Genomic DNA, 26,088 nt, shown 5'->3' with positions numbered 1-26,088 from the left:
CAGCAAAGCCGAATTTTTCAGGCGTTGGCGGCATGGGCAAAGGCGTCCGCAGACTTTTTCGGCGGGGCGGTCTGCTGCACATTGGTCACGTTCTTTTTCGAGCGGTCGCGCAGGCTCTGCAATACAGCATCGCGAGGGCCGTCCAGCTTGATCTGTCCGCCTTCCATAACAATGAGCCGATCCACTATGCGCAGCATGGAGAGCCGGTGGGTCACAAGCACAAGGGTGCGCCCGCCAATGACCGATTGCAGCCTTTTTTGCAGCAGCAGTTCTGAATCCGTGTCCATATTGCTGGTGGGCTCGTCCAGAATGAGCACCTCAGGGTCGCGCACCAAAGCGCGCGCCAAGGCCACCGCCTGACGCTGCCCGCCAGAAAGCGCCTTGCCCTGCTCGCCCACCTGCGCGGCAAAGCCAGCGGGATTGTTGCGCAAAAAGTCTGTGACGCCAGCCAGGGAGGCGGCGCGCAGAATGAGGTGATCGTTGATGGTGGGGTCCCCCAGGGCAATGTTGTCGCGAATGCTGCCGTAAAAGAGCACCACATCCTGCGGCAGTACACCCACGCGGCCACGCAGTTCCATGCTGGGAATCTGCCTGATGTCCACGTCGCCAAACTTCACCGCCCCTTCCTTGGGCTGGTAAAGGCCGATGAGGAGCTTTGACAGCGTGCTTTTGCCTGATCCCATGGGCCCGATAATGCCCACGCGCTCACCAGGCTCAATGCGTAGTGAAACATGCTCCAGAGCCAGGCGCTCCTGCCGGGGGTAGGCAAATGAAACGCCTTCAAGAGAGAACGAAGGCCGCAGCATGCCAAAATCCATGCAGGTTTTTTCCGCCTGATTTTCAGAAGGCAGCATCATCAGCATGTCCAGCGCCTTGAGGGCCACATGCGAATTCTGCATACGGGTCAGCAGGGAGGCCATCTGGAGCAGCGGAGCCATTGTGCGCCCCACCAGAATATTGCAGCCGATAAGCGCGCCCATGGTCATGAGGCCATCAGATATGCGGTACACGCCCCACACCACCATGGCCACAGTAACCAGCTGGGTAATAAGCATGGAAGATGTGACCGCAAGATTGTTATACTTGCGGGATTCACTGTTGGAGCGGGCCGAAAGGCCTACCACAGATTCCCACAGCTTCTGCATGCGGCTTTCGGCCATGCAGGACTTGAGCGTTTCCAGCCCGCCCACAATTTCCACCAGCAAAGCATTTTTTTGCATGTTCTGCTTGTAGCTGGCCTCGGCGCTCATGCGCGAACGGTGCTGAAGCAGCAGGCCAATGCCGATCATGATGGGCATTGCCCCAATGGACAGCAGCACCATAGGGCCGCCAATGAAGGCCGTAAGCAGCAGAAAAATAACCAGAAAAGGCAGGTCAATGCAGGCAAGCAGACTTGAGGAACTGAAAAATTCGCGCAACTGCTCAAATTCGCGCAGGTTGTTCACCAGCGCCCCCGTGGATTCGGGCTTGGCATCCAGCCGCATGGAAAGCACCTTTTCCACCAGCGAACTGGAAAGAACGATATCCGCATTGCGGCCCGCCACATCCACAAAATGCGTGCGCAGCGCCGAAAGCAGAAAATTGAACATGTAGATAATGCAGATGCCGCTGGCCAGAACCCACAATGTTTCTATGGCATTGTTGGGAACCACACGGTCATAGACATTCATGACAAACAGCGGGCTGCCCACGGCAATGAGGTTGATGACCACGCTGGCCAGGGCCACGTGCCTGTAGATGGGCGCGTAATACCGCAGCACATCCCAGAACCAGCGCTTGCCTCGGGCAATACTGAGACGTTCGGAACGGTCATCCGGCGCGGCTTCCACTGCTGCAAAGAGCGCATAGCCGGAGTATTCGTCCGTCAATGCCTCTACTGGCACCAACTGCGTGCTTTCGCTGGTTTCGGGAAAAATCACCTCGGCCATGTCGCCGTCAAGGGCTGTGAGCACGCACGAACGGTCGTGGGAGAGCAACAGAATGCACGGCAGCACAAGGCCTGGGATATCTGCGATATCAGGGCGATAGGCGATACGCCCGGCCAGCCCAGCCTTGCGGGCCGCCCGCAGGCAGGCCTGAGGCGTTACCTTGCTGCCCGAAAGCCCGGCCATGAGCACATGCGGCGACACTACCCGCCCGCGCAGGCGCATCAAGACCGAAAGGCTGCGCAACAAGCCGGGCATAAAGTCCACGTCTGAAGGCCGCAACGGCCCCATGGTCGGCGCTGCGCGCGGTACCTGGGTTGAGTTGTGTCCTGCAAGGCTGGAGGCTTGCTCCGGTGCCGTGTCTGCTTTTTTTTGCGGAGCCCGGCTGCCGCCGGATTCCTGTTCAGGTGATGTGAGCTGTGCCTTTTCTTCTGAATCCGCGGAAATTGTATCCATGCATATTCCATTGATGCTGATGGGGATAACTCAGCATCATCCTTTCGTTATCTTCGCGCAGAGCGGCAAATCCCGTCCCCCGAGGGGATTCCCTCTACAGGCCTGGGGCACAAGGCGCGCCGCATGGGTCAGCCAATGATCCCGACCTGGTAAAGAAGGATTTGCGCCCTTTAAAAAGCGCCGCATGCCCCGGCTTAACCGGGGCATGCGGAATGGTTTATCAGTTGAACCAGCCAGGAGCGAACTCCTCGCGGGGATCTTCCGGTTCCTTGGGCGCGCTGTGCCCAAGCGGGCCGGTGTTGATGGACATTTCTGGCAGCATATTGCCCGTGAGCGCCGAAAGCCTGTATGCGCCCACAAGAATATTGCCCCGGGCAGTTTCTGCCTGGGTTGCAGAATTGTACAGCTCACTTTCTGTATCCAGCACGTCCAGAATACTGCGCTTACCAATCTGGAACTGTTCAATATAGGCGGTGCGCGTGTACTTGTTGTACTCTATGGCTTTGGAATAGTGGTTGTACTGTTCCTGGGCAGCAAGATAGTTGACCCAGGTGCTGTCCACATCCAGCTTGAGATCATCAATAAAATTGTACATCACCTGACGCGACTGGCGCATGCGGGCTGAAGCGGCGCGGCGTTCAGCCACGTCTGCCCCACTGTTGAAGATATTCCAGCGCACAACGCCCATGACGTCAAAACTGTACACCCAGCGATCACTTGTGCCGCCAAGATTGGTATAGTTAGGGCCTGCTTCAAGATTGAGCTCGGGAGAAAAGGCCGCATCCGCCAGTTCACGCTCGGCGCGCGAAGCACGGATATCCTGCAAATAGGCGGCGAGTTTGGGATTGCTTTTTTTTGCCTTTTCCAGAACAGCCTGCGATGCGGGGTAAAGCTGGGGCGGCATGGTCACGGTCTGCAAGCGGCTGGCAGCTGGCAAGCCGGTAAGCCGGGTATAGGTTTCCTCGGCCACAAGCAGGGATGCCTTGGCTTCAGAAAGGCTTGAAAGCGCCCGCTGCAAGCGCGACTGCGCCTGGGTTACGTCTGCGGCAGTGTCCGCGCCAAGGCTGGCGCGATCCTGGGCCTGCCCCACAAGAGACTTGTGGTGGACCACGTTTTCTTCGGAAAGCTCGTAGATTTTTCTGCGGCGCAGCAAATCAATATGGGCGATAATCGCATCAAGAGAAAGCGATGTAGCCGTATCGAATACGCGGTATTTTTGGGATTCGAGAGTGGATTTGGCAGTGCGAACGCGCGAACGGGTGGCAAAACCATCCCATATGGGTTGCACAAGCTGGGCGCTATAGCCCACCTTGCCCCACATCTGCGAATCAAGATTCTGGCTGCGGGTGCTTGAATCGCTCAAGACGCTGCCGCCAGCCTGCCCTGTAACGTCAACGCGGGGGCCAAAGCCAGCCTGAGCGCGCGTTACCTCATGATCCAGCACCTCACGGTTTTCGATCATGCCCCGCAGATTGTGGTGATTACGCAGCACTCCATAGATGGAGTCCTCGACCGAAAGCGGCTTCCCCGCTGGCGGGGGTGGGGGATAACCGGTTTCAGCCGCAGTGGCCGCCGTTGCCAAAAGCAGGGAAAAAAGTGCTCCCCAGATAATCTGTTTCACGGTTGACTCCTCAGCTTGAAAAATGCACCGTCCGCATTCTCCCGCTTGTGGGCATATCGACCAGTATGGACCACATTACACAGATGGCAGAGTCCCTTCCCCACCCATATAACGACACGCCTTGTACTAGCTGTAACCAGTTAGTCCCAGTCCTGCAAGATATTTAGATACCTTTCAAATGGCCGGAAACAGCAAAAGACAACTGCCCCAACTATATTTACACGCAAAAACTTTGCATAGTAGATATTTGATTACTTTTCAAATCCAACAAGGCACGCATTAGCCATGCTGCCGCTCAACGGTGACGGCTCTGCGTCAGAAGCATGCCGCTTCGCAAAAAAAGCACCAGACCCAAAAGGCCTGGCGCTTGTGGTCGACGCAGTTCGACTGATACCTGTAGACAATAATTCAAGATAGTTACGGGGAAGACGTCATCTCGTCCGGTGAGTGCCTTTGGCACGCATCCCGTGCTGTCAGCAGCATTGTGCAAACGGGCAAGACAAAATCTCCCGGAGCCAATGCCGCCTAGAACGTGTAGTTAAGCTCTGCAAAGTAGGCCTTGGGATGCGCGCACGCGGGGCACATCTCGGGAGCGTGATCGCCCTCCACAAGACAGCCGCAGTTCAGGCAACGCCATACCGTGGGCTTGGTACGCATGAACATGCGCCCTTCCTTGATATCCTTGGCAAGCGTAAGAAAACGCTTTTCATGGTAGGCCTCGGCAACGGCAATCTGGCGCATGACTGCAGCGACCTCGGAAAAGCCTTCCTTGTCAGCCATAGCCGCAAATTCAGGATACATGACGGTGTGCTCGTGGTTTTCGCCACTGGCGGCTGCGATAAGATTGGCTTCGCTGTCAGCGATTACCCCGGCGGGGTACGCCGCCGTGATTTCTACATCCCCGCCTTCAAGAAATTTGAACAGGCGCTTGGCGTGTTCTTTTTCCTGCAAGGCAGTTTCTACAAAAATTTCCTGCACCAGCACAAATCCGTCATTCTTGGCCCGCCCGGCAAAGTAGTCGTAGCGGTTACGCGCCTGAGATTCACCAGCAAAGGCTGTAAGAATATTTTTTTCCGTCTGGCTGCCTTTCAGCGATTTCATAGCGTCTTCTCCTTGGAATGATTGGTGGCTGCGCGCCTATTGGCGCAACGGCAAAAAAGGGCACGAGCAACAGCGCCCCTCTTGTTGAATCACTCTAATTAGGAATAATTCCTATGTCAAGCAGAAGTCGACTCCGCTTCAGCAAGTTGTGCTTCAAGAGCTGCAATCTGCGACTCGAGCGACTGGATTTTGCTTTCCACCGCCGCGCTGGTGGCGCTGCCCGCGTGGCTGGCCAGGCTGGAAAGCTGGCTCTTTAAGGCCGCAATCTGCTTCTTGATCTTCTCGGCAGGATCGGAAGAACTGTCGTTACCGCCACCGCCGCCAGCGCCACCGGCCTTGGTTGCCCCCCCGCCACCGGCCTCGCCGGTTTCACCATCGGCAGTTTCGGCAGAAGTATCGCCCTTGTTTTCCGCAGATTGCGACGTCGCAGTCGTGGACGAACCCTTGTCATACATGTGGATCTTTTCAGAAAAGAGCTTCTTGGCTTCATCAGATATATCAACGGTGTCGCCTGAATCGGACGAATCGCTGCGTGTGCGAATGGTATTCGACCCCAGACCCACCTTGTAAACCGCCTCAGCGCTGCTGGAACCCAACAGATTACCAATCCCTGTTGTACTCATATGACGCCCCCCGCAGTAATCTTGGCTGCGAAATACCGCATCATTTTTAATAGTGGCTCCCCCACAAAACCCCTGGGTGCGGCTGCCCAACGGGTTTGCACCCGGCAAAACCTGCCGGATGCACCTTTCCGCAGGTAGTAGAGCAACAACCATGCCGCAGGCAGTCTTTACAGCCTTGGCCGCCTCTGGCAGCGTGGCCGCATGCCTGCCCGCAAAGTCTCTGTCGCCCCCCTGCACGATCTGCCCGCCACGGTAGAATTTACCCTGGCCGATGGCACGCGCCTGACGGCGTCAGTGCGCCTTTCACCCCGTGCGCGCAGGGCAAAACTGTCGCTCACGCCTCGGGGCGACCTTGTGCTGACTATCCCGCTGACCATGGGGCCAGCGCAGCTTCAATCAAGCCTGCCGCTCTTTTTGCCCTGGCTGGAGCGCGCCCGCACAACCCTGCTGCGCAGGGTGCCCGCCCCCCAGTTACCTCCAAGCATCACCCTGCCGCTCACGGGCGAAATTTTTGCCGTCACGCCCAGTGGCGACATGGCGGCAGGCCGCAAAGCCGCCACGGCGCAAACCGCCAAGACCGCCACAGTACAGGTTGCCAACGGCGCACGGCGTTTGCTGCTGGTGGAAAGCGCGGATCAGGTGCGCCTGTATGGCGCCGTAGATGACATATCCCTATGCGCGCAGGCCTTGCGCCAGTGGTGCCGCAAAAAAGCAGCCCGCCTGCTGCCGCCGTATCTGGAACAGCTTGCGGCCATGGAAGGGTTTGCCCTTGCAGGTGTGAGCGTGCGGGACCAGAGCGGGCGCTGGGGCAGTTGCGCCCGCCTGCGTCGGGGCCAACCCCCTCAGCCCGAAGCGCAGCGGTCAAAACTGCCGCAAGGGAATTTGGGTCGCCCCAGATCGCTGGAACAGCTCACCACGCGCATCCGCAACTTTTTTTCCACCCCGCCCCTGCCCGCCACACATGACGCGGCCCCATTCTTTGCCCAAAGCGGCTCATATCTCGCCCCTGCAAATCCTGAGGGACGCATCAGCCTCAACTGGCGCGCCTTGCTTCTGCCAGCCCCGCTGCTGGAGCACTTGTGCTGGCATGAGTTGTGCCACTTGCGCCAGATGGATCATTCCCCGGCTTACAGGGAGGAGCTCGCCCGCTTTTCGCCCCAATGGCCCGCGCATGAGAAGGCGCTTAACGCCGCATGGCGGGGCTTGCCCTGGTGGGCGCTCCCCGGCGAGGACGCCTCCCCCAGTCGCTGATTTTCCCCAAGCCTCGCCCCGCGCACAAGCATGCGCAACCCAGCATACGGCGGACAATATGAGCCACGCCGCACACCAACTACCAAGATGCTCCTAAACGCGCGACAGGTGCAAACCAGCGCGCGATGGCGGGTTATATAAAAAATATCCGGAGCATTCCGCAATGCCGCTTAAATATATTGTGTAAGTCCTCACTAAAAATGCACAATTTTCAATGAACCTCGGTCAAACACAAATGGACAAAGTTTATACTTTGAGCGATAAAAGATAGATAGGCATCCAATCTGCATCATCCCCTCACCACGCGCAGCCATTGCCTTCTGCGCACACCCTCTACTTGCCGCTGTGATGGTAAGGAGCGCGCCAATGCCCATAGACAAGCATGAATGGCCTGTGCTGATTGTTTCTGGTGAATTTGATGCGGCAACAGATGAAGGTTGCAGGCTGCGCGACCTGAAAAAGCAGCTTGTGGAAAACAAGGGCTGCTCTGTTCTCATATCCTTGCGATATGAAGACGCAATAAATATTTTTGCATCTCGCGCCGACCTTGGAACTGTCATAATAGACTGGGATATACAGCGTGAAGACCCCGGAGAACAGGCAACGGCAGCGGAGTTGCTTGAGGGCATCCGCCAGCGCAACAAAACCATCCCGGTCGTGCTGCTCACTGACCATTCCGAACTGGAGAATCTGCCCACGGATGTTCTTTCCAAGGTGGACGACTGCATCTGGAAGATAACAGATACCGTGGATTTTCTGGCCGGACGCATTGAAGTGCTGGTCAGCGATTACCTGCAAACGGTGTATCCGGCCTTTTTCGGCGGCATGGCCCGCTACGCCAATGAATACAAATACGCATGGCACACGCCTGGGCATATGGGCGGCGAGGGATTTCTCAAAAGCCCCGCAGGCGTGGCCATGCACAAATTTTTTGGCGAAAACGTCTTTCGCGCCGACCTTTCCATTTCCGTGCCCGAGCTTGGCTCCCTGCTTGACCACAACGGCCCGGTTGGCGATGCGGAAGAAAATTCCGCCAGAGTCTTTGGGGCGGACATAACTTTTTATGTGCTCAACGGCACCTCCAACGTCAACCAGATCATCTGGCGCAGCCAGGTGCTGCGCGACGACATCGCCTTTGTTGACCGCAACTGTCACAAATCGCTCAACTACGCCATGGTCATTACCGAGGCCTACCCCGTGTATATGACGCCACGGCGCAACCGGCGCGGCATCATCGGGCCGTGCAGGCTTTCCGAATTTTCAGAAAAAAGCATCCACAAAAAAATCGCCGCCAACAAGCTCATTCCTGACGAGCTGAAAAGCTGCCGGGTCAAGATGTCTGCCCTCACCAATTCCACCTATGACGGGCTGTGCTACAACGTAACCAACATCAAGAAGCAGCTCCGCAAGAGCGTGGACAACCTGCATTTTGACGAGGCGTGGTACGCCTACGCCCGATTCAGCCCCATGTATGAGAACCACTACGGCATGACGGATGCCGACAATGTGGCCGATCATCCGCCCATTTTCTGCTCGCAGTCCACCCACAAGCTGCTCACGGCCTTTTCACAGGCCTCCATGCTGCACGTAAAGCACGGCACGCATGTACGGATCAACCGCGATGAACTCAACGAATCCTACATGATGCACGGCTCCACATCGCCGCAATACAGCATGATCGCCTCGCTTGATGTGGCTACCAAAATGATGGACGACGACGGCGAGGTGCTGCTGCGCGACACCATTACCGAGGCCGTTCGCATCCGCCGCAAGATCACCCTCATGGAGCGGGAAATGACCGCCAGGGGCGACTGGTTTTTCAGCATGTGGCAGCCCATAAGGGTTCCTTACCAGAAGGGCATGCATGACTTTCTGGAAGTGCCCGCCGAGTATCTGGCAGAGAACCAGCTCCCCTGGGTGCTGAACAGCGACAACAACTGGCACGGTTTTGACGATATTGAGCCGGATTACGTCATGCTTGACCCCATCAAGCTGACCTTCATCACGCCCGGCCTCGCGGAAGACGGCACAATGGCGGATACGGGCATTCCTGCTGCCATTGTCACCAACTACCTGATCCGGCACCGCGTTGTGTGCGAAAAAACCGACTATTATTCCTTTTTGCTGCTCAACTCCATCGGCACTACCAAGGCCAAGGAAGGGGCGCTCATCTCGGGCCTGCTCAAATTCAAGCAACTCTATGACGCCAATGCCCCGCTGAGCGTGGCTCTGCCCGATCTTTATGCCGCCTTCCCTGAAACATACAAGGGTGTTGGCCTCAGAGACCACAGCAACGCCATCCACCGCCACTTCCGCGAACACAAACTACTGGACAAGATGCAGGCAGCCTTTCAGGGCATACCTGATCAGGTCATGCGGCCTGCGGAAGCCTACCATGAAGTGGTGCGCCACAATGTGGAATATGTGGAACTGGCCGACCTGCGCGGACGCGTTCCGGCTGTCATGATTGTGCCCTACCCACCAGGCATTCCCGTCATGATGGGCGGCGAAATCATGAACGAGGTTGCGGAACCCATATTTGCCTATCTTGAGGCGCGCCAGAACTTTGAAAATGCCTTTCCCGGTTATGAAAGCGACATCCACGGCGTAGAGCGCATAGAGCGCGACGGCAAAAAATACTTCAGCGTATTGTGCATAAAAAAGTAGCCATGTCCGCTGATTCCTGCCCCGGAGCGCCGGAGAGCAATTTTTAACCGCAGCAAAAGGACGGCAGCCATGACCACGCCGGGCACGAAAAAACTTGGTCTTTTCGCCTGCATCACTGTTGTGGCGGGCAACATGATGGGGTCTGGCATTGCTCTTTTGCCCGCAAACCTTGCGGGCATCGGCAGCATATCAGTCATAGGCTGGCTTGTGGCCATTCTGGGAGCCATGGGCCTGGCCTATGTATTTGCCCGGCTGGGCATGGAAGACCCGCAGGAGGGCGGCCCCATTGCCTATGCCAGCGAAATAGGGCCGGAGCTGGGCTATCAGACGGGCCTGCTCTATTATCACGCCAACTGGATAGGCAATCTGGCCGTAGCCATAACCGGCGTGGACTATCTTTCGGTATTCTTTCCCGCGCTGGAGCATCCCCTGTGGGCAGGCTTCGCATCACTGGCCCTTATCTGGATATTCACAGGCGTGAACATTCTGGGCGCGGCCTGGATAGGCAGGCTTGTTTCCATCGGGGTCGTCCTGCTGCTGATCCCCGTATTCATCACAGGCACCGTGGGCTGGCTGTATTTTGACCCTGCGGTGTTTTCCGCCAACTGGCTTGCCGGGGGCAAACCCGCAGGCAGCTCAGTCATGAGCGCCGTTGTGCTTTGCATCTGGAGCTTCATAGGGATTGAAAGCGCCTCGGTGAACACAGCAGTGGTGGAAAACCCCAAGCGCAACATTCCGCTTTCCACCCTCATTGGCACGGCTCTGGCCGGGCTTGTGTACATACTTTCCTGCACGGCCATATCGGGTATGTTTCCCGCAAAGCAGATGGCGGAATCCGGGGCGCCCTTTTCGCTGGCCATGGGCCATATCTGCGCAGGGCTGCCTCTGGCCCATCTGGTGCCGGACATGGTTTCGGCAGTGACCGCCTTTGCCTGCCTGGCCTCACTGGGGTCATGGATAATGCTTGTTTCCAACGCTGGCTGCCGTGCCGCGCAGGACGGCACCCTGCCGCCGATCTTTGGCAGAAAAAACGCCAAGGGCCAACCCGTGTCTGGGCTGGTTCTTTCTGCCTGCATGATGAGCGCCATGCTGCTTTTGATGATGGCTGTCAGCCGCTCCGGCGACACGCAGGATCTGTTCAACAGCATTACCAGCGTGGCAGTGCTGCTGACGCTCCCGGCCTATTATTACTCTGCTCTGGCGCTGCTCAAACGGTATGGCCTGCGCAACCGGGCCGCATGGCTTAAGGTGGCGGCATCGCTCGGCGCATGCATGTTCTGCCTCATCGCCTTTTCCGGCGCGGGAAAAAACGCCCTGTCCGGCGCTGTCATTGTCATGCTGGGCACGTTCATTTTCTATGTGGGCAAACCACGCCCTGCCCGTCAGGGATAAGACACAAAAAACGGCCTTCTCCGGTTCAGGGGAAGGCCGCTTTTTGTTCGTATCCGGCAATCTTGTCAGGCTCGGGAAAGTTTCGGGCCCGGTTCCGACATGACTCAGGGCTTGAGCATGCGCATGGAATCGGCCCTTCCCGCCACAACCAGAGAATCACCCTTGTGCAGAATTGTTGTGGCTGGCGGCACAAAAACAAAGGCGTTTTTTCCCGCCGGGCGAATCCCCATGACCATGACGTTGAACTGCTGTATCAGGTTCAATTCAATAAGGGTTTTCCCGTCCCACTCATCCACGCGCAGTTCCTGAATGGCAATGCCGCCGTACTTGGGGATAAGGTCGAGCATGCCGGGATGGGTCAACTGGTGGGCCGCCATGACGGCAGCCTCTGTTTCCGGCACCATTGCGCGGGTAACATGCAGGCGTTGCAGAATTTTTTTGTGTTCTTCGTTGGAAGCTTTTACCCATATTTTGGGGCCGTTCAGCTCCTGCACGTTGAGGGTGATGCTCAGTGACTGCTCCACGCTTTCCCCAACGCTGATCACCACCCAGTCCAGATCCTGCACGTGCAGCGACCGCAGCACGGCAATATTGGTGGCATCGGCCTTGTATACGGTATCCAGCGCTTCTTCCGCCCTTTGCACCCTGGCCTCGGACATATCAATGCCAAGCACTGTATGCCCCAGCGACACCAGGGTGGAGGCCATGCGCAGGCCAAATTTGCCAAGGCCAATAACGCCGATTTCCAGTTTCTTTTCCGCCATAATTACCTCTCTGACCGTCAGGCCACGACCGGGCAGGCCCGCCTACCCGATGGGAAGCTGGGCCTCTGCCACGCTGTAGGCCTTTTTTGACCGCAGGCTCTGCACCGCCATGAGCAGGCTCAAAATGCCCACCCGGCCCGCAAACATGCTGAAAATTATGATTCCCTTGCCCGCAGAACTCAAATCCTGAGTTAAATTTACGGAAAGCCCCACAGTGCCAAGTGCCGAAACTTCTTCAAACAGCAGGCGCAAAAAGGGCGCAGCCTGCGTGCCTGCTCCGGCAACAACATCGCCTTCCGTAATGGCAAGCAGAAAGACAGAAATCCCCACCAACATGGAGTAGGCAAAAAACAGGGTCAGCGCCCGGCTGACGTTCTCTGCCGACACGCCGCGTCCTTCAAGCACAATCTGGCTGTCTCCCCTGAACTGGGCGGCAATGTAGCCCGCAAGCACGCGAAAAGTCACAACCTTGATGCCGCCTGCGCACGAACCGGGGCCACCGCCGATAAACATCAGGGCTATCAACACCAGCAGGGTGGCATCGCCCAGCCCAGCGAGGTCAATGGAACTGAAGCCTGCGGTACGCGCCACCACCGAATGAAAAAACATGGTGATGCCAAGGTCGGCGCATCCATCCACGGTTCTCGGCACGCTCCCCCGCCAGAACTCGATGGCGAACATGCCCACCCAGCCGAGAACAATAAGAAGAAAACTTGTTTTGACTACCAGTCGGCTGAAGCGGCTGAGGCGGCGCACAGGCGCGCCCAGGCGCCCTCCCGTGCAGATGCCCAGAAATTCCCGCAGCACGCCAAAGCCTAGGCCGCCTAGCACGACACTAGCCGCAATAATGGCATTGACGGCCACGTCATCCCGAAAAAGAGCCAGGTTGGCTGTGCTCAAGGCAAAGCCTGCATTACAGAAGGCTGAAACAGCATGAAACACGGCACTGAATGGGTAGAAAAATACAGGGTCGTGCAGCCAGAGCAGGAATGCGGCCACAGCCTCAATGCCAAAAACCAGCCCGAGCACCTGCCGCAAAAATGCGGCAAGACTGAAGTCACCCCACAGCAGGGCCTGACTCACGGCTTCGCGGCTGTTGAAGGGCACGTTATTGCGCCACAACAGAAAAATGATGCTTGTGTAGGTCATGACCCCCAGCCCGCCGGTCTGGATGAGGCACAGCAGCACCCCCTTGCCGAAAGGACTGAGCACCTCGCTTATGTCCAGCGGCGAAAGACCGGTAACGCAGACAGCCGAGGTTGCGAGAAAGCAGGCGTCTATGGGGCTTATGCTCTGGCCCCTGGCCCAGCTTGAAGGCAGGCCGAGCAGTACTGACCCCGCAACGATAACCGCAAGGAATGACAACACCGGCCAGGTGAAGGGACTCAAAAAACGTTTTCTTGCCATAGCTCGTCTATGCCAGCCGGGGCAGGTAAATGCAAGGCATTGCAGGGCGGGCTTTACAGCGGGTGGCATACGGAGTATCCATGTAACCAGTGCTAGGGGAGCCGCGGATCGCAAGATCTGGCGGCTGAGAGTGGGATAAACCCAGACCCTATGAACCTGACGCAGTTCGCACTGCCGTAGGGAAGCCGCAGCCACGACGCTGTTCCGCTGCTTGTGGCTTTTTTTTGCGCCCTGCGTCGCAACCCGCGAGGCACAACCATGTCTGCATCTTTTCGTTCGCAGAATTCCGCTCTGAGCGGCCTGCTGGACAAACACCTCACCAATCTGGCCGAGGAAGAACAACTCACCCCCGAATCCATTGTTGAAGCCATCGAGGCGGGCACAATGGTGCTGCTGGGCAACCCCGCGCATCCCAACCTCAAGCCCATTCTTGTGGGCCAGCCCTCGCGCATCAAGGTGAACGCCAACATCGGCACTTCGCCCCTGTGCAACTGCCCCGCTACGGAAGAACGCAAAATCAAGGCTGCCCTTGATGCCGGAGCCGACACCGTGATGGATCTTTCCATCGCGGGCGACCTTGACTCCCTGCGCCTTGGCATGCTCAAGGCCTGCCCCCTGCCGCTCGGCACGGTGCCACTCTATGCCGTGGGCCAGCAGATTCTGGACGCGGAGCTGGATATCGCAACCATGCAGCCCGATGCCCTGTTTGCCGAAATCGCCAAGCAGGCAGAGCAGGGTGTAGACTTCATCACCGTGCATTGCGGCCTTTCCAAACGCGGCGCCGAAATGGCCGTCAAAAACAACCGCGTGCTGGGCATTGTTTCGCGCGGCGGCTCCATGCTCGCCCGCTGGATGCTTGAGAACAACCGCGAGAATCCGCTGCTGGAATACTACGACCGCCTGCTGGACATCTGCCGCCCCTACAACGTCACCCTGTCGCTGGGCGACGGCCTGCGCCCCGGCGCGGGCGTGGACGCTGGCGATGCCGCCCAGTGGGAAGAAGTCATCAATCTGGGCCAGCTTGCCAAATATGCCCTTGAACGCGGCGTGCAATGCATGATCGAAGGCCCTGGCCACGTGCCGCTCAATCAGGTGCGCACCCAGATTCAGGGCATCAAGCGCCTGACCAACAATGCCCCCCTGTATGTGCTCGGCCCCCTGTGCTGCGATAGCGCCCCCGGCTATGACCACATTGCCGGAGCCATCGGCGGCGCCATGGGCGTTGAGGCTGGCGTGGACTTTCTGTGCTACCTCACCCCTGCCGAACACCTCACCCTGCCTGACGAGGCGGACGTGCGCGCTGGCGTCATGGCCTCACGCGTGGCCGCCCATGTGGGCGAAGTGGCCCTTGGCCGCCCCGCCGCCGTTGCCCGCGAGGCTGCCATGAACGCAGCCCGCAAGGCTCTGGACTGGGAGGCCATGTCCAAGGCCGCCCTTGACCCGCAGATGCTTGAAAAACGCCGCGAAGACCACAAAACGGAAGAAGTCTGCGCCATGTGCGGCAAATTCTGCTCCGTCAAGATGCTGCGCGGCCATTAGAGCATTTAGCGCCTGAAATGCTCTCGTAAGGCGGACAAAAGCCTGTCTGCCCGCATTTCGCGCCAAGAGTTTTCAAAAAATCCTTGCAGAGCAGTTTCCCTGATTTACTGAAGGAGGCCCCCGCAAGGGAGCCTCCTTTTTTTGCCTCGGTGTGCAGCACGTGGCGGCATGCCATAAACCTTGATGACGACTCCGCCCACATCGGAACATGCCCTCTTCTCAAAGTTCTGAGCGCGCTGTGCAGCGCCGTTCTGCATGCCGCCGCCAGCTTCTGCCGCCAATAAAATTTGCATGAAAAATGTTTGTGCGCTCAAAGAGCTTTACTATCTGCCTGAAAGTTTTTATAAACATCACATGTGAAAAAAATAACAAAATTTCAATCAACCCGCCCTCGCGGCGGATACGTACCATAGCACACTGGAGGATCATATGTGGGATCAAGCTGCCGATTACAAGAATGTGCGCGAAATTCGCGTTAAGACAACTACCTATCTGGGCGTTGGGGCCATTGATAAAATAGACGATATCCTTGCCCAGCTTAAGAGCGAGGGCATCACGTCCATACTCTGCGTTTGCGGCGGGCGTTCATACAAAATCACCGGCGCTTGGGACAAGGTTGAAGCCGCAGCACAAAAGCACGGCGTCACGCTCGCGCTCTACAACCGCGTCACCCCCAACCCCACTACCGACAGCGTGGACGAGGCCGCAGCCTTGGGCCGTTCAGTCAATGCGGGCGCAGTGTTGGCCATAGGCGGCGGCAGCCCCATCGACTGCGGTAAGAGCGCCGCCATCCTGCTGGCAAACCCCGGCAAGACTGGCGATGATCTGTACTGCTTCCGCTTTACGCCGCAAGCGGCCCTGCCCATCATTGCCATCAACCTTACCCACGGCACCGGCAGTGAAGTCAACCGCTTTGCCGTGGCAACTGTGACCAAGCTGAACTACAAGCCCGCCATCGCTTACGATTGCATTTATCCCCGCTTTGCCATTGACGACCCCGCGCTCATGACTGGGCTTTCGCCCGACCAGACGCGTTATGTGTCCATTGACGCCGTCAACCATGTGGTGGAAGCCGCCACCACCACGGTCACCAACCCCTTTGCCATTTCGCTTGCGGCAGAAACCATCCGGCTCGTGCACCAGTGGCTGCCCGCCGCCCTCGCCGACCCCGGCGACCTCAAGGCCCGCTACCAGCTGTGCTACGCCGCCATGCAGGCAGGCGTGGCATTTGATAACGGTCTGCTGCACTTCACGCATGCGCTTGAGCACCCCCTGAGCGCCGTCAGCCCCGACCTGTCGCACGGCCTTGGCCTTGCCGTTCTGCTGCCCGCAGTCATTCTGGAATGCTACCCCGCCCGGCCCGATGTGCTGGCGCATATTCTTGCGCCCCTGGCCCCCGGCCTCAAGGGCCTGCCGGAAGAAGCCCCGCAGGCCGCCAAGGCTGTGGAGCAGTGGCTTGCCAGTGTGGGCGTGCCGCAGAAGCTTGACGACATCGGCGTGACCGCTGCTGACGTGGACAAGTTCTGTGATCTGGTGGAACAGACCCCTTCGCTGGGCCTGCTGATTTCCGTTGCGCCTGTGGAAGGTACGCGGGAACGCGTGGCGCGCATCTATAACAATTCTCTCAAGCACATGGCTTAAGACAGATCGCCATTGCCAACGCTTAGTGCGTTGCAATTGAAAGAGGTCAGCGCGTGAGTGCTGGCCTCTTTTTTGGACGCCTGCGCGGCGCACATTTTTGCTGCGTGGCGTGGAGTTATGAGTAGTTGCTGCCCTTCGGGCACGGTGTTTCGCCCTCCGGCGGAGTTTGGGACGCCTGCGCGGCGCGCGATTTCGCCTCCCCGGCGTGGTGTTGTGAACAGTTGCTGCCCTTCGGGCACGGCGTTTCGCCCTCCGGCGAAGTTTGAGACGCCTGTGCGGCGCGCAGCAAGGCGGGGCCGGTTATGGGGCTGCGCCCCCTTCTCGGCCCCCCTTGCATCCCCCCGAAGCACCCCCAAGATGAGCTTTCCAAATTCCTTAGCATGACGAGGGCAACACGGCATCTGCTGCGGAAGCTTCCCTCGCTCGCTGCGCTCGCTCAGGTGATCTCCCTCCGCGCCGCGTTAATGCCAGAGGACGCTTTCGCTTTGAATGTGAGTCCGTTTCAGCCAATAACTTCAGACACCGTTGATAATTAAAAATTTGCGCGCAACGTGAACCCCACCCCGTCACCAGAAGATGGTCGTGGCGTTGCCTTCCTTAAACTCGCCGGAGCGGATGCGGAGGCGATGGCTGGTGTTGGGCGAATTTGCAAAATACGCTTTTTGCGACCTGAAAAGGAAGCGCCGGAATTTTGAGCGCAGCGTACTCATGTACGTGAGCATCAAAATCCCGGCGCTGACGCATTCAGGGCGCAAAAGTCGGGTTTGCGTAAATCAGCCTGACAGGCTCACTCACCCCGCAAAAACTCTCCCCCGGCCTTTGCCTTTTCTTTCGCTGCCTTTCTGCGTTACTTGCCTTTTCCCAAGTTGCCCACACGTCAAAAGAGGCCAACACTTACGTGCTGGCCTCTTTCAGCGGGGTTGCCTGAGGAGGGCATTGGAGGAAGAGAAAGGGGCTGTGTCTGCGTGTGGGAAATATCTGCCTAGATCTTGCCTACAAGATCAAGGCCGGGCTTAAGGGTAGCGCTGCCGGGCTTCCAGCGGGCGGGGCAAACCTGATCGCCGTGTTCGGCCACAAACTGCGCTGCTTCCAGCTTGCGCAGCAATTCTTCAACATTGCGGCCAATAGGCGTGTCGTGGATTTCATAGGCCTTGATGACGCCATCGGGATTTACCAGAAAACTGCCGCGCAAAGCCTGCCCTGCGCCTTCAATCATGACGCCGAACGCGTTGGAGAGCGTTCCGGCGCAGTCTGCCAGCATGGGGTAGCGAATCTTGGCAATACTGGGCGAGGCATCTGCCCAGGCTTTGTGCACAAAAGCGCTGTCTGTCGATACGGAATAGACTTCGCAATTGAGCTTTTTGAACTGCTCGTAGTTGTCTGCCAAATCTTCCAGCTCCGTGGGGCACACAAAGGTAAAGTCAGCTGGATAGAAAAAGAAGACGGACCAGTGGCCTTTGATATCTGCTTCGGTAACCGTTTTCAGCTCGCCACCGTGAAAAGCCTTTACATTGAAAGCTTCAACCGCTTTATTGATGAGATTTCCCATGATTGTATCCTTATGGCGAAGCGTGACGCTCCGGCAGAGGTTGCTGCAAGTTTGTTTTGAAAACAGTATTCAATCCTATTTAATCTGTCAAGAAATTACGGCTGAAAAATCTCTTTTTTTCGCACACGCCCTTGCTCTCCACGCGCCACAACCCTACCATAGTTTGAAGGGCAGTAAAACTGTGCGCAATCGCCTTTTAGGCGCTGCATTGCTTTTTGCCATTTTTTAGGCCAAAAGGTATCCTACATGCTGGCGACTGCAAGCCCTGAGCGCATCGACAGTTTTGACAAACGCACACTTGTTATTTGGGGGTGGGCATATATATGACAACACAGCAAAACAATGCCGGTCTTTCGGAATTTCTGGATTTCATGAGCCGCAAAGGCCTGAACACCACATCCCAGCGCCGCATCATAGCCGAGGCTTTTTTTGAGTTGCCTGGGCACCACTCGCTTGAAGAATTTTATCAGCACGTAATCAAGCGCGATTCCGGCATCGGCCAAACCACCGTATACCGTACGCTCAAGCTGCTTTGCGATGCGGGCCTTGCCATGGAAATCCACTTCAGCGACGGCATCACCCGCTACGAAATTGCCAAGCCGGACAGCCATCACGATCACCTTGTCTGCCTTGACTGCGGCAAGATTGTGGAGATCTGCGATCCGCGCATTGAAAAACTCCAGCGCGAAATGGCTGAAAAATACGGCTTCAAGCTGCGCGGTCATGTGCATAACCTGTACGGCATCTGCAAGGATTGCCGAGACAAGGCCGCCAAGGACGACTAAGACCCACGGTTCGAGCTTTAGCGATTTTTTCGGGCTGCCCTTGGGCAGCCCTTTTTTATTCCTTTGAGGATGAATGTGTGCTTTTCACCCGAGAAGAATTTTTGTCGTCGGCCAAAATGAAGTTGACATTCATTTTCTATTGGGGCAGACTACTCGCACATCCTCCCTGCGCCGCAAGGAAGTTGGGGAGACAAGAGGTGAAGACATGGATATTCAACTGATTATCGTCATACTGTGCATAATTGCTGCTGCATATTACTTTGGCCGCAGGATTTATACGGCGGTCAGCAAGGGCAAATGCGGCTGTTGTGATGGCGGCTGCGGAGATGGCAAAAAAAGCTCATGCGGCTGCACTCCCAACGATGCCGAAGCGCAGCGCCTTGAAAGCAAACGACTGAAACTTGATCCCAAAAAGTAGAGAGCAAGGCAAGCCCCACCCACACACGCCCCCTCCTCCGGTTCGTCATGTAAGCAGAACGCGAACCGGCTCAGCCCCGGACCTGGCCTGTACCAGGTGCCGGGGCTTTTTTCATACTGCCCAATGAGACCGCAAAAAGTCACCGACCTCATCGGCCAGCGGCGCTACGGTGCAAACCCCGCCTGCTCCAATGCTTTGCGGCCTTTCAGCGTCAGGGCTATGCAGGCAGCGACAAAGGGCAGGCAGATCAGCATATTGATGGCAAGGGCAAGACCTGCATACTGGATGACAAGCCCAACAAGGCCAACGCCAAGTCCACCAATGCCGATGCCAAATCCCAGTGAAAATCCTGAGGCCATTGCGGCCTGCCGGAAAAGCAGCTCTTGCGCCAGCACCACAATGGGCGAGAAGGACGAAAGAAGCGTCGCCCCGGCCAGGGCAAACACTACAGGTTGCAGGCCTGCGCCAACATGCAGAAAGAGGTAGAAAAAAATGGGGGAGAGGGCCAGGGACAAGAAAATAACAATGGTTTTACCGAACCTGTCTGAAAGATAACCGCCCGCTATGCCGCCTGCTGCGCCAGAAAGCAGCAGAATAAACAGCAAGTGGGAGCAGACGGACAAGCTCATGCCCTGCTGTTGCAGGTACAGAGGAAGAAAGGCCACAAGGCCGGAATAGGTCAGTGTGCGGACAGCAATAATCAGCACCAGCTTGCTCAGCTCTTTCCAGGCGGGGCGCAGGGTCTCCATCATCGGCACTGTTTCTGCCTGCGATCTTGCGGGGGTTTTCTGAGCCTTGAAGGCCAATAATATCGTAACAATAATGCCCGGCACCACAAAGTAGGGCGTGACGCTCAGGCCAAACCGTTCCACCAGCGGGATGACAAACAGGGGAGTCAGCGCCCAGCCAAGATTCCCCGAAGCACCAAAAACGGCCTGATACATCCCCTTTTTCTGCCCGCTCGCGGCACTAACCATAGCCGATGCCTGCGGATGAAAAGCCGCAGCTCCAAGACCGGCAAGGGCCGCAAGCGCAATCAGCATGGTGGAGCTGTGGGTCAGACCTATGCAGCTCAGCAGTATCGCCAGCCAGGCCGTGCCCACATATATCATCCAGCTCTGGTTTTTTCTGTCCACCATATAGCCAATAAGCGGCTGCGAAAGCGATGAGGTAATGGTAAAGGCGGAAATGGCAAACGAAACCTCCCCAATACCAAAACCAGCCGCAATGAGAAATGGCGTAAGTATAGGAATAATATTCATATACCAGTCATTCAGCATATGCGCGAACGATATGGAATACACAACGCCTTTTCTGACTGTTGCTGAATTCATTATAGTATTCTCCATTATTCATCTTTCTCGCAATTTGTGTAAATCTGTTCAAAACCGCGTTCAACAAATGCGTTAATATCCATGAGGAAACGCAGTATTATCGCCTGTTCATCTTCATCATATTTATCTACGATGCAGACCTTTTCACCAAATGTCTTGTCATGGTTGATTTTGTGGGCTTCAAATATTTTTTTCCCGCCATCTGCAACCCTGAAATAGATATTTTTGTTATTTTCCGGTTCCTGATAACTTTCGATAAAGTTTTTTTTCAGCAGCTTTTTGCATATTTTACTTATGGCCCCACGCGTCATGCCCATCTCGTTAGAAACCTTTGTCACATTGGCATGATCAAGAGTTCCTATCCAATGGATGCAATGAACCTCCGTGAGGTTCAGGTCATCAAAAAAGTCTTCTCTCCCATGCCTGAAGGCATCGGCATGCTCAGAAATTTTGATGAGCTCGGCTACAATCCTGTGAGGCTGATTCATGACTGCTCCTTTTTGTTGACATGGAAACAATCGTAAAAAATTGTTTCCATGTCAACAAAAATTCTGAACGAACATATGACCCGATCCATTCACTCACTCCCGGGATGGCTGACAAAAAAAGCGCATCCGGTAAACCGGATGCGCCCAACAAGGCCGTCATGCAACAGGGCATTACGGCAGTCTGACAGTTTATTTTATTTGAGGATGTTATTCCCGTCTGCGCTTGAGCCTGTCCAGCCGCTCCTGCATGAGGAAGCGCCCGGTGACGGAATTGGGGTCGGCCACTATGGCCTCGGGCGTTCCGGCAGAGACTATCTGCCCGCCGTTTTCTCCGCCGCCGGGGCCCATATCCAGCACATGGTCGGATGCCAGAATCATGTCTGTATTGTGCTCGATAACCACCACGCTTGCTCCCCTGTCCACCAGCGCATGCAGCACCTTGATGAGCTTGCCCACCTCGTGCATGTGCAGGCCCGTGGTTGGCTCGTCAAGAATGTACATGGTTCCCGGCAGGGACCGCTTGCCCAGCTCGCGCGAAATCTTGATGCGCTGGGCTTCGCCGCCCGAAAGCGTTGTGGCGGGCTGCCCCAGCCGCAGATATTCCAGCCCCACCTCTTCCAGCACGGCAAGGCGGCGCTCCAGCGAGGGATAGTTTTCAAAGAGCTGGCGGGCCTGATGCACGGTCAGGTCGAGCACCTCGGCGATGTTCAGCCCCTTGTAGCGCACTTCAAGGGTTTCGTGGTTATAGCGCTTGCCCTTGCACACGTCGCAAGTCACATACACATCGGGCAAAAAGTGCATTTCAACACGAATCTGCCCGTCGCCGCCGCAGGCCTCGCAACGGCCCCCGCGCACGTTAAAGCTGAAACGCCCCGGCTTGTAGCCGCGTTTGCGGGCGTCCTGCGTCATGGCAAAAATATTGCGAATCTCGTCAAAAATCTTGGTGTAGGTGGCGGGATTGGAACGCGGCGTACGTCCAATGGGGGTCTGGTCAATGGCCACTATGCGCTCCACAGGCGCGGAGCCTTTTTCGTATTCCAGCCCGCCGATGGTGCCGGGCTGATCCACGCGCAGGCCAAGGTTGAGGGCCACATGCTTGTAGAGCGTATCCACCACCAGCGAACTCTTGCCGGAGCCGGAAACCCCGGTCACGCAGGTGAGCACGCCCAGAGGAATGCGGCAATCAATATCGCGCAGATTGTTGGTGGTGATGCCGTGCATGACCAGCGCCCCCTGCCCTTCGCGCCGCTCGTCCGGCAGGGCGATCACGTCATCGCCACGCAGGTAACGGGCCGTGAGGGTATCCGCCTTGCCGAGCAGGTCGTCCACCCGCCCCTGAAACATGATTTCGCCGCCCTGTGAACCGGAGCCGGGGCCAAGCTCAATGACCGTATCCGCCGCGCAGATGGTGGCCTCGTCATGCTCCACCACGAGCACGGTATTGCCGCGCGCCTGGAGTGAACGCAGGGTTCCCAGCAGCCGCTCGTTATCACGCGGATGCAAACCGATGGAGGGTTCGTCCAGCACGTAGGTAACGCCCACAAGGCCCGAGCCGAGCTGCGATGCCAGACGGATGCGCTGGGCCTCGCCGCCCGAAAGCGTGGACATGGAGCGCCCCAGCGAAAGATACTCAAGCCCCACGCTGCGCATAAACGACAGGCGGTGGGTCAGTTCCTTCATGAGTGGTTCGGCAATGACAACATGCCGCCCTGTAAATTCGCGTTTTTCCAGCCATTCCAGCGCGCGCTCAACCGAAAGGTTGCAGAACTGCGCGATATTCAGATCGTCCACCCGCACGGAAAGCGCGTTGGTGTTCAGCCGTGCTCCGTGGCAGTCCGGGCAGTCCATGGTCTGCCGATAACGAGACAGGGCCTCGCGCCAGGCATCGCCGTACTGCATACCGCTTTCAAGCAGAGGAATAACGCCGGGCCAGCGTTTTTCGCTCACGCCCACCTGCCCCTGCGCACGCAGTGCGTCAGAAAAATGCTCGCTCTGATAATCGCCGCCAGCACCAAGGGCAACGCTGCCGCCCATCCAGTTGCGGCGCAGGCCCAACGAGGCGCGCGCTGGGCGGCCCTGTTCATCCTCTCCGTAAAAAAGAGCGGAAAGCGCATCTTCACTAAACTGCTCCAGCGGCGTGGAAAGCTGAAATTTGAAGCGCTTGCCCAGAGCCTTGAGGGAGTCCTCATAGCGGCTGAACATTTTGTCCGTGGCCCAGGGCAACAGCGCGCCCGTGTTCAGCGAAAGGCCCATGTTGGGCGCAATGAGGCGCGGCTCAAAATAATCCACGCCGCCGAGGCCCACGCAACGCGGGCAGGCGCCCTGCGGCCCGTTGAACGAAAACAGCTGCGGGCTGGGCGCGGGCAGAGAAATACGGCAATGCGCGCATACCGAGGTGGTGGAATGCACTGTGTCTGCATCCTGCCCTGCGGCGGCTTTGTCCGGCTCGTGCAGCACAAGTCGGCCCTCCCCGTAGCGCAGGGCCAGCTCAACCGAATCCGCCAGACGCCCCCGAATGCCCTCCTTGTTCACCAGGCGGTCAACCACCAGATCAATGGAGTGCTTCTTGTTCTTGTCCAGCGTGGGCACATCGTCCAGCGTATAAAACTCGCCGTTGACGCGCACACGGGCAAAGCCTTCGGCCTTGAGCTTTTTGAACTTGTCCTGGTGCGTGCCCTTCTGAAGTTCCACCAGCGGAGCCATGACCATAAACTTGGTGCCCTGCGGCAGGGCCATGATATCGCCAATGATTTCATCTGCTGCGCGGGCCTCGATGGGCCGCCCGCACTGGGGGCAATACATGCGCCCAAGCCGGGCAAAAAATACGCGCAAAAAGTCGTAAATTTCCGTGACCGTTCCCACGGTTGAACGCGGGTTGCGCGAAACGCTCTGCTGTTCAAGCGAGATTGCGGGCGAAAGCCCCTCGATCTTTTCCACGTCCGGCTTGTCCATCTGGGGCAAAAACTGGCGGGCGTAGGCAGACAGCGATTCCACATAGCGGCGCTGGCCTTCGGCGTACACGATATCGAACGCCAGCGTTGACTTGCCGGAACCTGACGGGCCGCAAATCACCACCAGCTCGTCGCGGGGGATGTCCAGGCTGATGTTTTTGAGATTGTGCTGGCGGGCCTTTTCGATGTGGATGCAGGGCTTGCTTGTGTTCATGAAAGCATATGTAAGCGGCCCAAGGGGCATTGGCAAGGGCAGAGCCAGCGTATTTTTGCGCGCGCCAGCCGCTGCAAAATGCGCCCGCCGCCGCCCAACCGCCCGGATCGCGCAATCCTTTGCCTGCGTGCATGGACAAGCCTTGCCGAAAGCGGTATAAAAATTTTTACAGCACGTCTGTTTCTGCAACCATCTGTCTGCGGGAGGATGTATGCCGCGTCATATACATTGTTTACTGATTGTTCTGTTGCTTGCCGCACTGTCGGATTCTGCGCAGGCCACCGAAAGCGAGGTCAATGCCCGCAGTATCTTTGCACTGCTGCCCGAAAGTATTTTTGAAAACACTCCTGAAGGTCTGAGCCCGCAGGAAAAGCAGAAACTGCTTTCCGCAGGGCATTCGGAATTTTGGGAGATCGCCGGAGAAACGGAGGACGTTCTGGTGTTCGCCTCCATGCCGTTCAGGGATACAGCCGTTGCCCTGCGCCTGTTCCGCAACGCCACGGACGGCTCCGTACTTGCCGCATTCGGCACTCTGGGCGGCGCTGTGTGCACCCTTGAGCTGTGGCGGGTTGACACATCAGGCCGCGCCGTGCCTGTGGACACCCCGCAAGAGCCGGACATAAGCGCCTTTTTTGCCCCGGGCCGCAAAATGCCGCCCGATGTCCAGGCTACGGTCATGATCTGCCTTGGCCTTGGCGGCCTCAAGGCGCAGCCCATGTTCTGGACCAATACGGGCATGGCCCATGTTCCGGTAGACAATGACGTAAGTTTTCAGTGGAATGGCAAAAGTTTTGACAAGCTGGTGCAGCCGCAGGCTGATTAGCAGCTCAGCATAAAAATCAGGGTTGGGTTCCCGCAAGGGAAAGGCCCGTTTCTGCCGGAAACATCCAGCAGAAACGGGCCTTGTTTTTGTGTAAAAAGTCAACGTGGCGGCAACAGCTACATGGCTATTTTATTCTCTGACGTTGCCAGAAAGCAAAAGAACCGTTTAGCCCCGCTTGCCCGCAAGGCTGAACAGTACCAAAGCCCCCATGATGATCGCCCCGCCCGCAAAGGTGGAGGCCTCAGGCAGGCCGCCCGTCACCACGAAATCAAGCAGCATGGACAAAAAGGGCGTCAGGAACATGTAGTTGGTCACAAGGCTTGTGCGCGGGGCAAGGGCAAGGGCTTTTGTCCAGAGCAGATAGGCAGCCGCGCTGGGGAAAATCCCCAGAAAAAGCGCAAGCCAGAGCGCCCTGGCGGGCGCAGCCTGGACCTGGGGCACGGTTTGCGGCAGGCAGTACAGCAAAAAGAGCGTACCCGCAAAGAAACTCCAGGCCGCGATTTCCATGGATCCGTAGTGCCGCGACAATGTGCGCTGCGTAATATTATACAGGCTTATGAGCACTGCGGCCACCAGCACCCAGCCCATGCCGGGAGCCAGCATAAATCCGCGCCCGCCGCCGTTCATCACCACTACGCCGCCAAATGCCAGGGCAAGCGCAAGCCAGCGCAGCACGGGCAAACGCTCGCTGAAGAACAGGCGTGCCAGCGCCGCCGTCAGAATGGGTGCTGTGGAAATGACAATGCAGTTGGTGGTGGGATTGAGGGAGATGGAACCCTCATTGAAGGCCAGCAGATACAGCGTGAAACCGCTCAGCCCTGACGCCGCAAACAGGGGCAGATGCCGGACAGAAGGAACAAAAAATCCCCCGCTCGCCCTGCCCCTTGCCAGCAGAATCCCAACAAATGCCAGCGATGCCACCGCGCACCGCACAAGGCCCAGCGGCCCCGGCGTAAAAAACGCCAGCGCAACCTTGGTGTACACATAGGCGGTTGACCACAGTACAACAGTGGCAAAAGCATAGGCCTGACAGATCAACGCGGGATTGTTCATGACTATTCATTGGCGAATAGTTACATGCGGCGGAAGCCCGAAGTATCGCCCGCATACGCCGCGCGGGCGGCCCAGGCTTTCGTGGC

The 26,088-nt window shown here is 57.3% G+C and carries 19 protein-coding genes and 1 riboswitch; of the genes, 8 read left to right on the top strand and 11 right to left on the bottom strand.

Features of this window, described 5'->3' with window-relative positions; translation table 11 throughout:
- Window positions 1-17 precede the first annotated feature (17 nt).
- The 4 genes from G449_RS16985 to G449_RS16980 all read right to left on the bottom strand — a co-directional run bounded on the left by G449_RS16985 (window position 18) and on the right by G449_RS16980 (window position 5,726).
- Window positions 18-2,381 (bottom strand): type I secretion system permease/ATPase, encoded by a 2,364-nt coding sequence (locus G449_RS16985; RefSeq protein WP_022659516.1) that lies wholly within the window; start codon window positions 2,379-2,381, stop codon window positions 18-20.
- Between the two features lie 220 nt (window positions 2,382-2,601).
- Window positions 2,602-4,002 carry a TolC family protein gene (locus G449_RS0111770; protein ID WP_022659515.1) on the bottom strand — a complete coding sequence of 467 codons (1,401 nt, stop codon included), beginning with the start codon at window positions 4,000-4,002 and terminating at the stop codon, window positions 2,602-2,604.
- A 525-nt stretch (window positions 4,003-4,527) separates the two neighbouring features.
- Entirely contained in the window at window positions 4,528-5,103 is a 576-nt protein-coding gene (rbr, locus tag G449_RS0111765; RefSeq protein ID WP_022659514.1) for a rubrerythrin, read from the bottom strand.
- A gap of 116 nt (window positions 5,104-5,219) precedes the next feature.
- Window positions 5,220-5,726, bottom strand: a complete 507-nt coding sequence (locus G449_RS16980) for a FlxA-like family protein (protein WP_051135444.1) — start codon at window positions 5,724-5,726, stop codon at window positions 5,220-5,222.
- 201 nt (window positions 5,727-5,927) lie between these two features.
- On the opposite strand from G449_RS16980, the gene G449_RS0111755 reads away from it, so the two are divergent.
- The 3 genes from G449_RS0111755 to G449_RS0111745 all read left to right on the top strand — a co-directional run bounded on the left by G449_RS0111755 (window position 5,928) and on the right by G449_RS0111745 (window position 11,036).
- A complete protein-coding gene (locus tag G449_RS0111755; protein ID WP_022659512.1) occupies window positions 5,928-6,977 on the top strand; it encodes a M48 family metallopeptidase in 1,050 nt (349 codons plus the stop codon).
- A gap of 366 nt (window positions 6,978-7,343) precedes the next feature.
- Window positions 7,344-9,644, top strand: a complete 2,301-nt coding sequence (locus G449_RS0111750) for an Orn/Lys/Arg family decarboxylase (RefSeq protein ID WP_022659511.1) — start codon at window positions 7,344-7,346, stop codon at window positions 9,642-9,644.
- Between the two features lie 69 nt (window positions 9,645-9,713).
- On the top strand, window positions 9,714-11,036 hold the full coding sequence (locus G449_RS0111745) for an amino acid permease (RefSeq protein ID WP_022659510.1): 1,323 nt from the start codon (window positions 9,714-9,716) through the stop codon (window positions 11,034-11,036).
- Between the two features lie 104 nt (window positions 11,037-11,140).
- Here the strand turns inward: G449_RS0111745 and G449_RS0111740 are convergent, their stop codons facing one another.
- Together G449_RS0111740 and G449_RS0111735 are read right to left on the bottom strand one after the other, a co-directional pair.
- Window positions 11,141-11,800: a potassium channel family protein gene (locus tag G449_RS0111740; RefSeq protein ID WP_022659509.1), complete on the bottom strand. Its 660-nt coding sequence runs from the start codon at window positions 11,798-11,800 to the stop codon at window positions 11,141-11,143.
- A 42-nt stretch (window positions 11,801-11,842) separates the two neighbouring features.
- The gene (locus tag G449_RS0111735; RefSeq protein ID WP_022659508.1) at window positions 11,843-13,207 is read right to left on the bottom strand and encodes a TrkH family potassium uptake protein; all 1,365 of its coding nucleotides are present in this window, start codon (window positions 13,205-13,207) and stop codon (window positions 11,843-11,845) included.
- An 84-nt stretch (window positions 13,208-13,291) separates the two neighbouring features.
- Window positions 13,292-13,407, top strand: a riboswitch (TPP riboswitch).
- A gap of 58 nt (window positions 13,408-13,465) precedes the next feature.
- On the opposite strand from G449_RS0111735, the gene thiC reads away from it, so the two are divergent.
- Together thiC and G449_RS0111720 are read left to right on the top strand one after the other, a co-directional pair.
- The gene (thiC, locus tag G449_RS0111730; RefSeq protein WP_022659507.1) at window positions 13,466-14,746 is read left to right on the top strand and encodes a phosphomethylpyrimidine synthase ThiC; all 1,281 of its coding nucleotides are present in this window, start codon (window positions 13,466-13,468) and stop codon (window positions 14,744-14,746) included.
- A gap of 429 nt (window positions 14,747-15,175) precedes the next feature.
- Window positions 15,176-16,387, top strand: coding sequence for an iron-containing alcohol dehydrogenase (locus G449_RS0111720; RefSeq protein ID WP_022659505.1), 1,212 nt, complete (start codon window positions 15,176-15,178; stop codon window positions 16,385-16,387).
- 982 nt (window positions 16,388-17,369) lie between these two features.
- Here G449_RS0111720 and ahpC read toward each other — a convergent pair.
- The gene (gene ahpC, locus G449_RS0111705) at window positions 17,370-17,936 is read right to left on the bottom strand and encodes an alkyl hydroperoxide reductase subunit C (protein ID WP_022659502.1); all 567 of its coding nucleotides are present in this window, start codon (window positions 17,934-17,936) and stop codon (window positions 17,370-17,372) included.
- A gap of 323 nt (window positions 17,937-18,259) precedes the next feature.
- Here ahpC and G449_RS0111700 point away from each other — a divergent pair, with 323 nt between their 5' ends.
- A complete protein-coding gene (locus tag G449_RS0111700; protein WP_022659501.1) occupies window positions 18,260-18,721 on the top strand; it encodes a Fur family transcriptional regulator in 462 nt (153 codons plus the stop codon).
- Window positions 18,722-18,794: 73 nt separating this feature from the next.
- Window positions 18,795-19,139 carry a hypothetical protein gene (locus G449_RS18580; RefSeq protein WP_209818011.1) on the top strand — a complete coding sequence of 115 codons (345 nt, stop codon included), beginning with the start codon at window positions 18,795-18,797 and terminating at the stop codon, window positions 19,137-19,139.
- A 164-nt stretch (window positions 19,140-19,303) separates the two neighbouring features.
- Here G449_RS18580 and G449_RS0111690 read toward each other — a convergent pair whose 3' ends face one another.
- From G449_RS0111690 to uvrA, 3 genes are all read right to left on the bottom strand, one after another.
- Window positions 19,304-20,419 (bottom strand): MFS transporter, encoded by a 1,116-nt coding sequence (locus tag G449_RS0111690; protein ID WP_281166555.1) that lies wholly within the window; start codon window positions 20,417-20,419, stop codon window positions 19,304-19,306.
- Window positions 20,420-20,487: 68 nt separating this feature from the next.
- Complete coding sequence (locus G449_RS0111685; protein ID WP_022659498.1) at window positions 20,488-20,961, bottom strand: MarR family transcriptional regulator; 474 nt, start codon at window positions 20,959-20,961, stop codon at window positions 20,488-20,490.
- Window positions 20,962-21,168: 207 nt separating this feature from the next.
- Window positions 21,169-24,126 carry an excinuclease ABC subunit UvrA gene (gene uvrA, locus G449_RS0111680; protein WP_027180956.1) on the bottom strand — a complete coding sequence of 986 codons (2,958 nt, stop codon included), beginning with the start codon at window positions 24,124-24,126 and terminating at the stop codon, window positions 21,169-21,171.
- 211 nt (window positions 24,127-24,337) lie between these two features.
- Here uvrA and G449_RS0111675 point away from each other — a divergent pair, with 211 nt between their 5' ends.
- Window positions 24,338-24,949, top strand: coding sequence for a hypothetical protein (locus tag G449_RS0111675; RefSeq protein WP_027180955.1), 612 nt, complete (start codon window positions 24,338-24,340; stop codon window positions 24,947-24,949).
- Window positions 24,950-25,114: 165 nt separating this feature from the next.
- On the opposite strand, the gene G449_RS0111670 is transcribed toward G449_RS0111675, so the two are convergent.
- A complete protein-coding gene (locus tag G449_RS0111670) occupies window positions 25,115-26,002 on the bottom strand; it encodes a DMT family transporter (RefSeq protein WP_027180954.1) in 888 nt (295 codons plus the stop codon).
- Window positions 26,003-26,088: the final 86 nt, after the last annotated feature.

Origin of the sequence: Desulfovibrio desulfuricans DSM 642, from assembly GCF_000420465.1 — a bacterium.
Lineage (GTDB): Bacteria > Desulfobacterota > Desulfovibrionia > Desulfovibrionales > Desulfovibrionaceae > Desulfovibrio > Desulfovibrio desulfuricans.
This window is presented reverse-complemented; position numbering and strand designations above follow the sequence as displayed.

Coding starts and splice junctions, on each gene's coding strand:
- G449_RS16985 (WP_022659516.1), bottom strand. CDS start 2,381: ATGGATACAATTTCCGCGGATTCAGAAGAAAAGGCACAGCTCACATCA.
- rbr (WP_022659514.1), bottom strand. CDS start 5,103: ATGAAATCGCTGAAAGGCAGCCAGACGGAAAAAAATATTCTTACAGCC.
- G449_RS16980 (WP_051135444.1), bottom strand. CDS start 5,726: ATGAGTACAACAGGGATTGGTAATCTGTTGGGTTCCAGCAGCGCTGAG.
- G449_RS0111755 (WP_022659512.1), top strand. CDS start 5,928: ATGCCTGCCCGCAAAGTCTCTGTCGCCCCCCTGCACGATCTGCCCGCC.
- G449_RS0111750 (WP_022659511.1), top strand. CDS start 7,344: ATGCCCATAGACAAGCATGAATGGCCTGTGCTGATTGTTTCTGGTGAA.
- G449_RS0111745 (WP_022659510.1), top strand. CDS start 9,714: ATGACCACGCCGGGCACGAAAAAACTTGGTCTTTTCGCCTGCATCACT.
- G449_RS0111740 (WP_022659509.1), bottom strand. CDS start 11,800: ATGGCGGAAAAGAAACTGGAAATCGGCGTTATTGGCCTTGGCAAATTT.
- G449_RS0111735 (WP_022659508.1), bottom strand. CDS start 13,207: ATGGCAAGAAAACGTTTTTTGAGTCCCTTCACCTGGCCGGTGTTGTCA.
- thiC (WP_022659507.1), top strand. CDS start 13,466: ATGTCTGCATCTTTTCGTTCGCAGAATTCCGCTCTGAGCGGCCTGCTG.
- G449_RS0111720 (WP_022659505.1), top strand. CDS start 15,176: ATGTGGGATCAAGCTGCCGATTACAAGAATGTGCGCGAAATTCGCGTT.
- ahpC (WP_022659502.1), bottom strand. CDS start 17,936: ATGGGAAATCTCATCAATAAAGCGGTTGAAGCTTTCAATGTAAAGGCT.
- G449_RS0111700 (WP_022659501.1), top strand. CDS start 18,260: ATGACAACACAGCAAAACAATGCCGGTCTTTCGGAATTTCTGGATTTC.
- G449_RS18580 (WP_209818011.1), top strand. CDS start 18,795: ATGTGTGCTTTTCACCCGAGAAGAATTTTTGTCGTCGGCCAAAATGAA.
- G449_RS0111690 (WP_281166555.1), bottom strand. CDS start 20,419: ATGCTGAATGACTGGTATATGAATATTATTCCTATACTTACGCCATTT.
- G449_RS0111685 (WP_022659498.1), bottom strand. CDS start 20,961: ATGAATCAGCCTCACAGGATTGTAGCCGAGCTCATCAAAATTTCTGAG.
- uvrA (WP_027180956.1), bottom strand. CDS start 24,126: ATGAACACAAGCAAGCCCTGCATCCACATCGAAAAGGCCCGCCAGCAC.
- G449_RS0111675 (WP_027180955.1), top strand. CDS start 24,338: ATGCCGCGTCATATACATTGTTTACTGATTGTTCTGTTGCTTGCCGCA.
- G449_RS0111670 (WP_027180954.1), bottom strand. CDS start 26,002: ATGAACAATCCCGCGTTGATCTGTCAGGCCTATGCTTTTGCCACTGTT.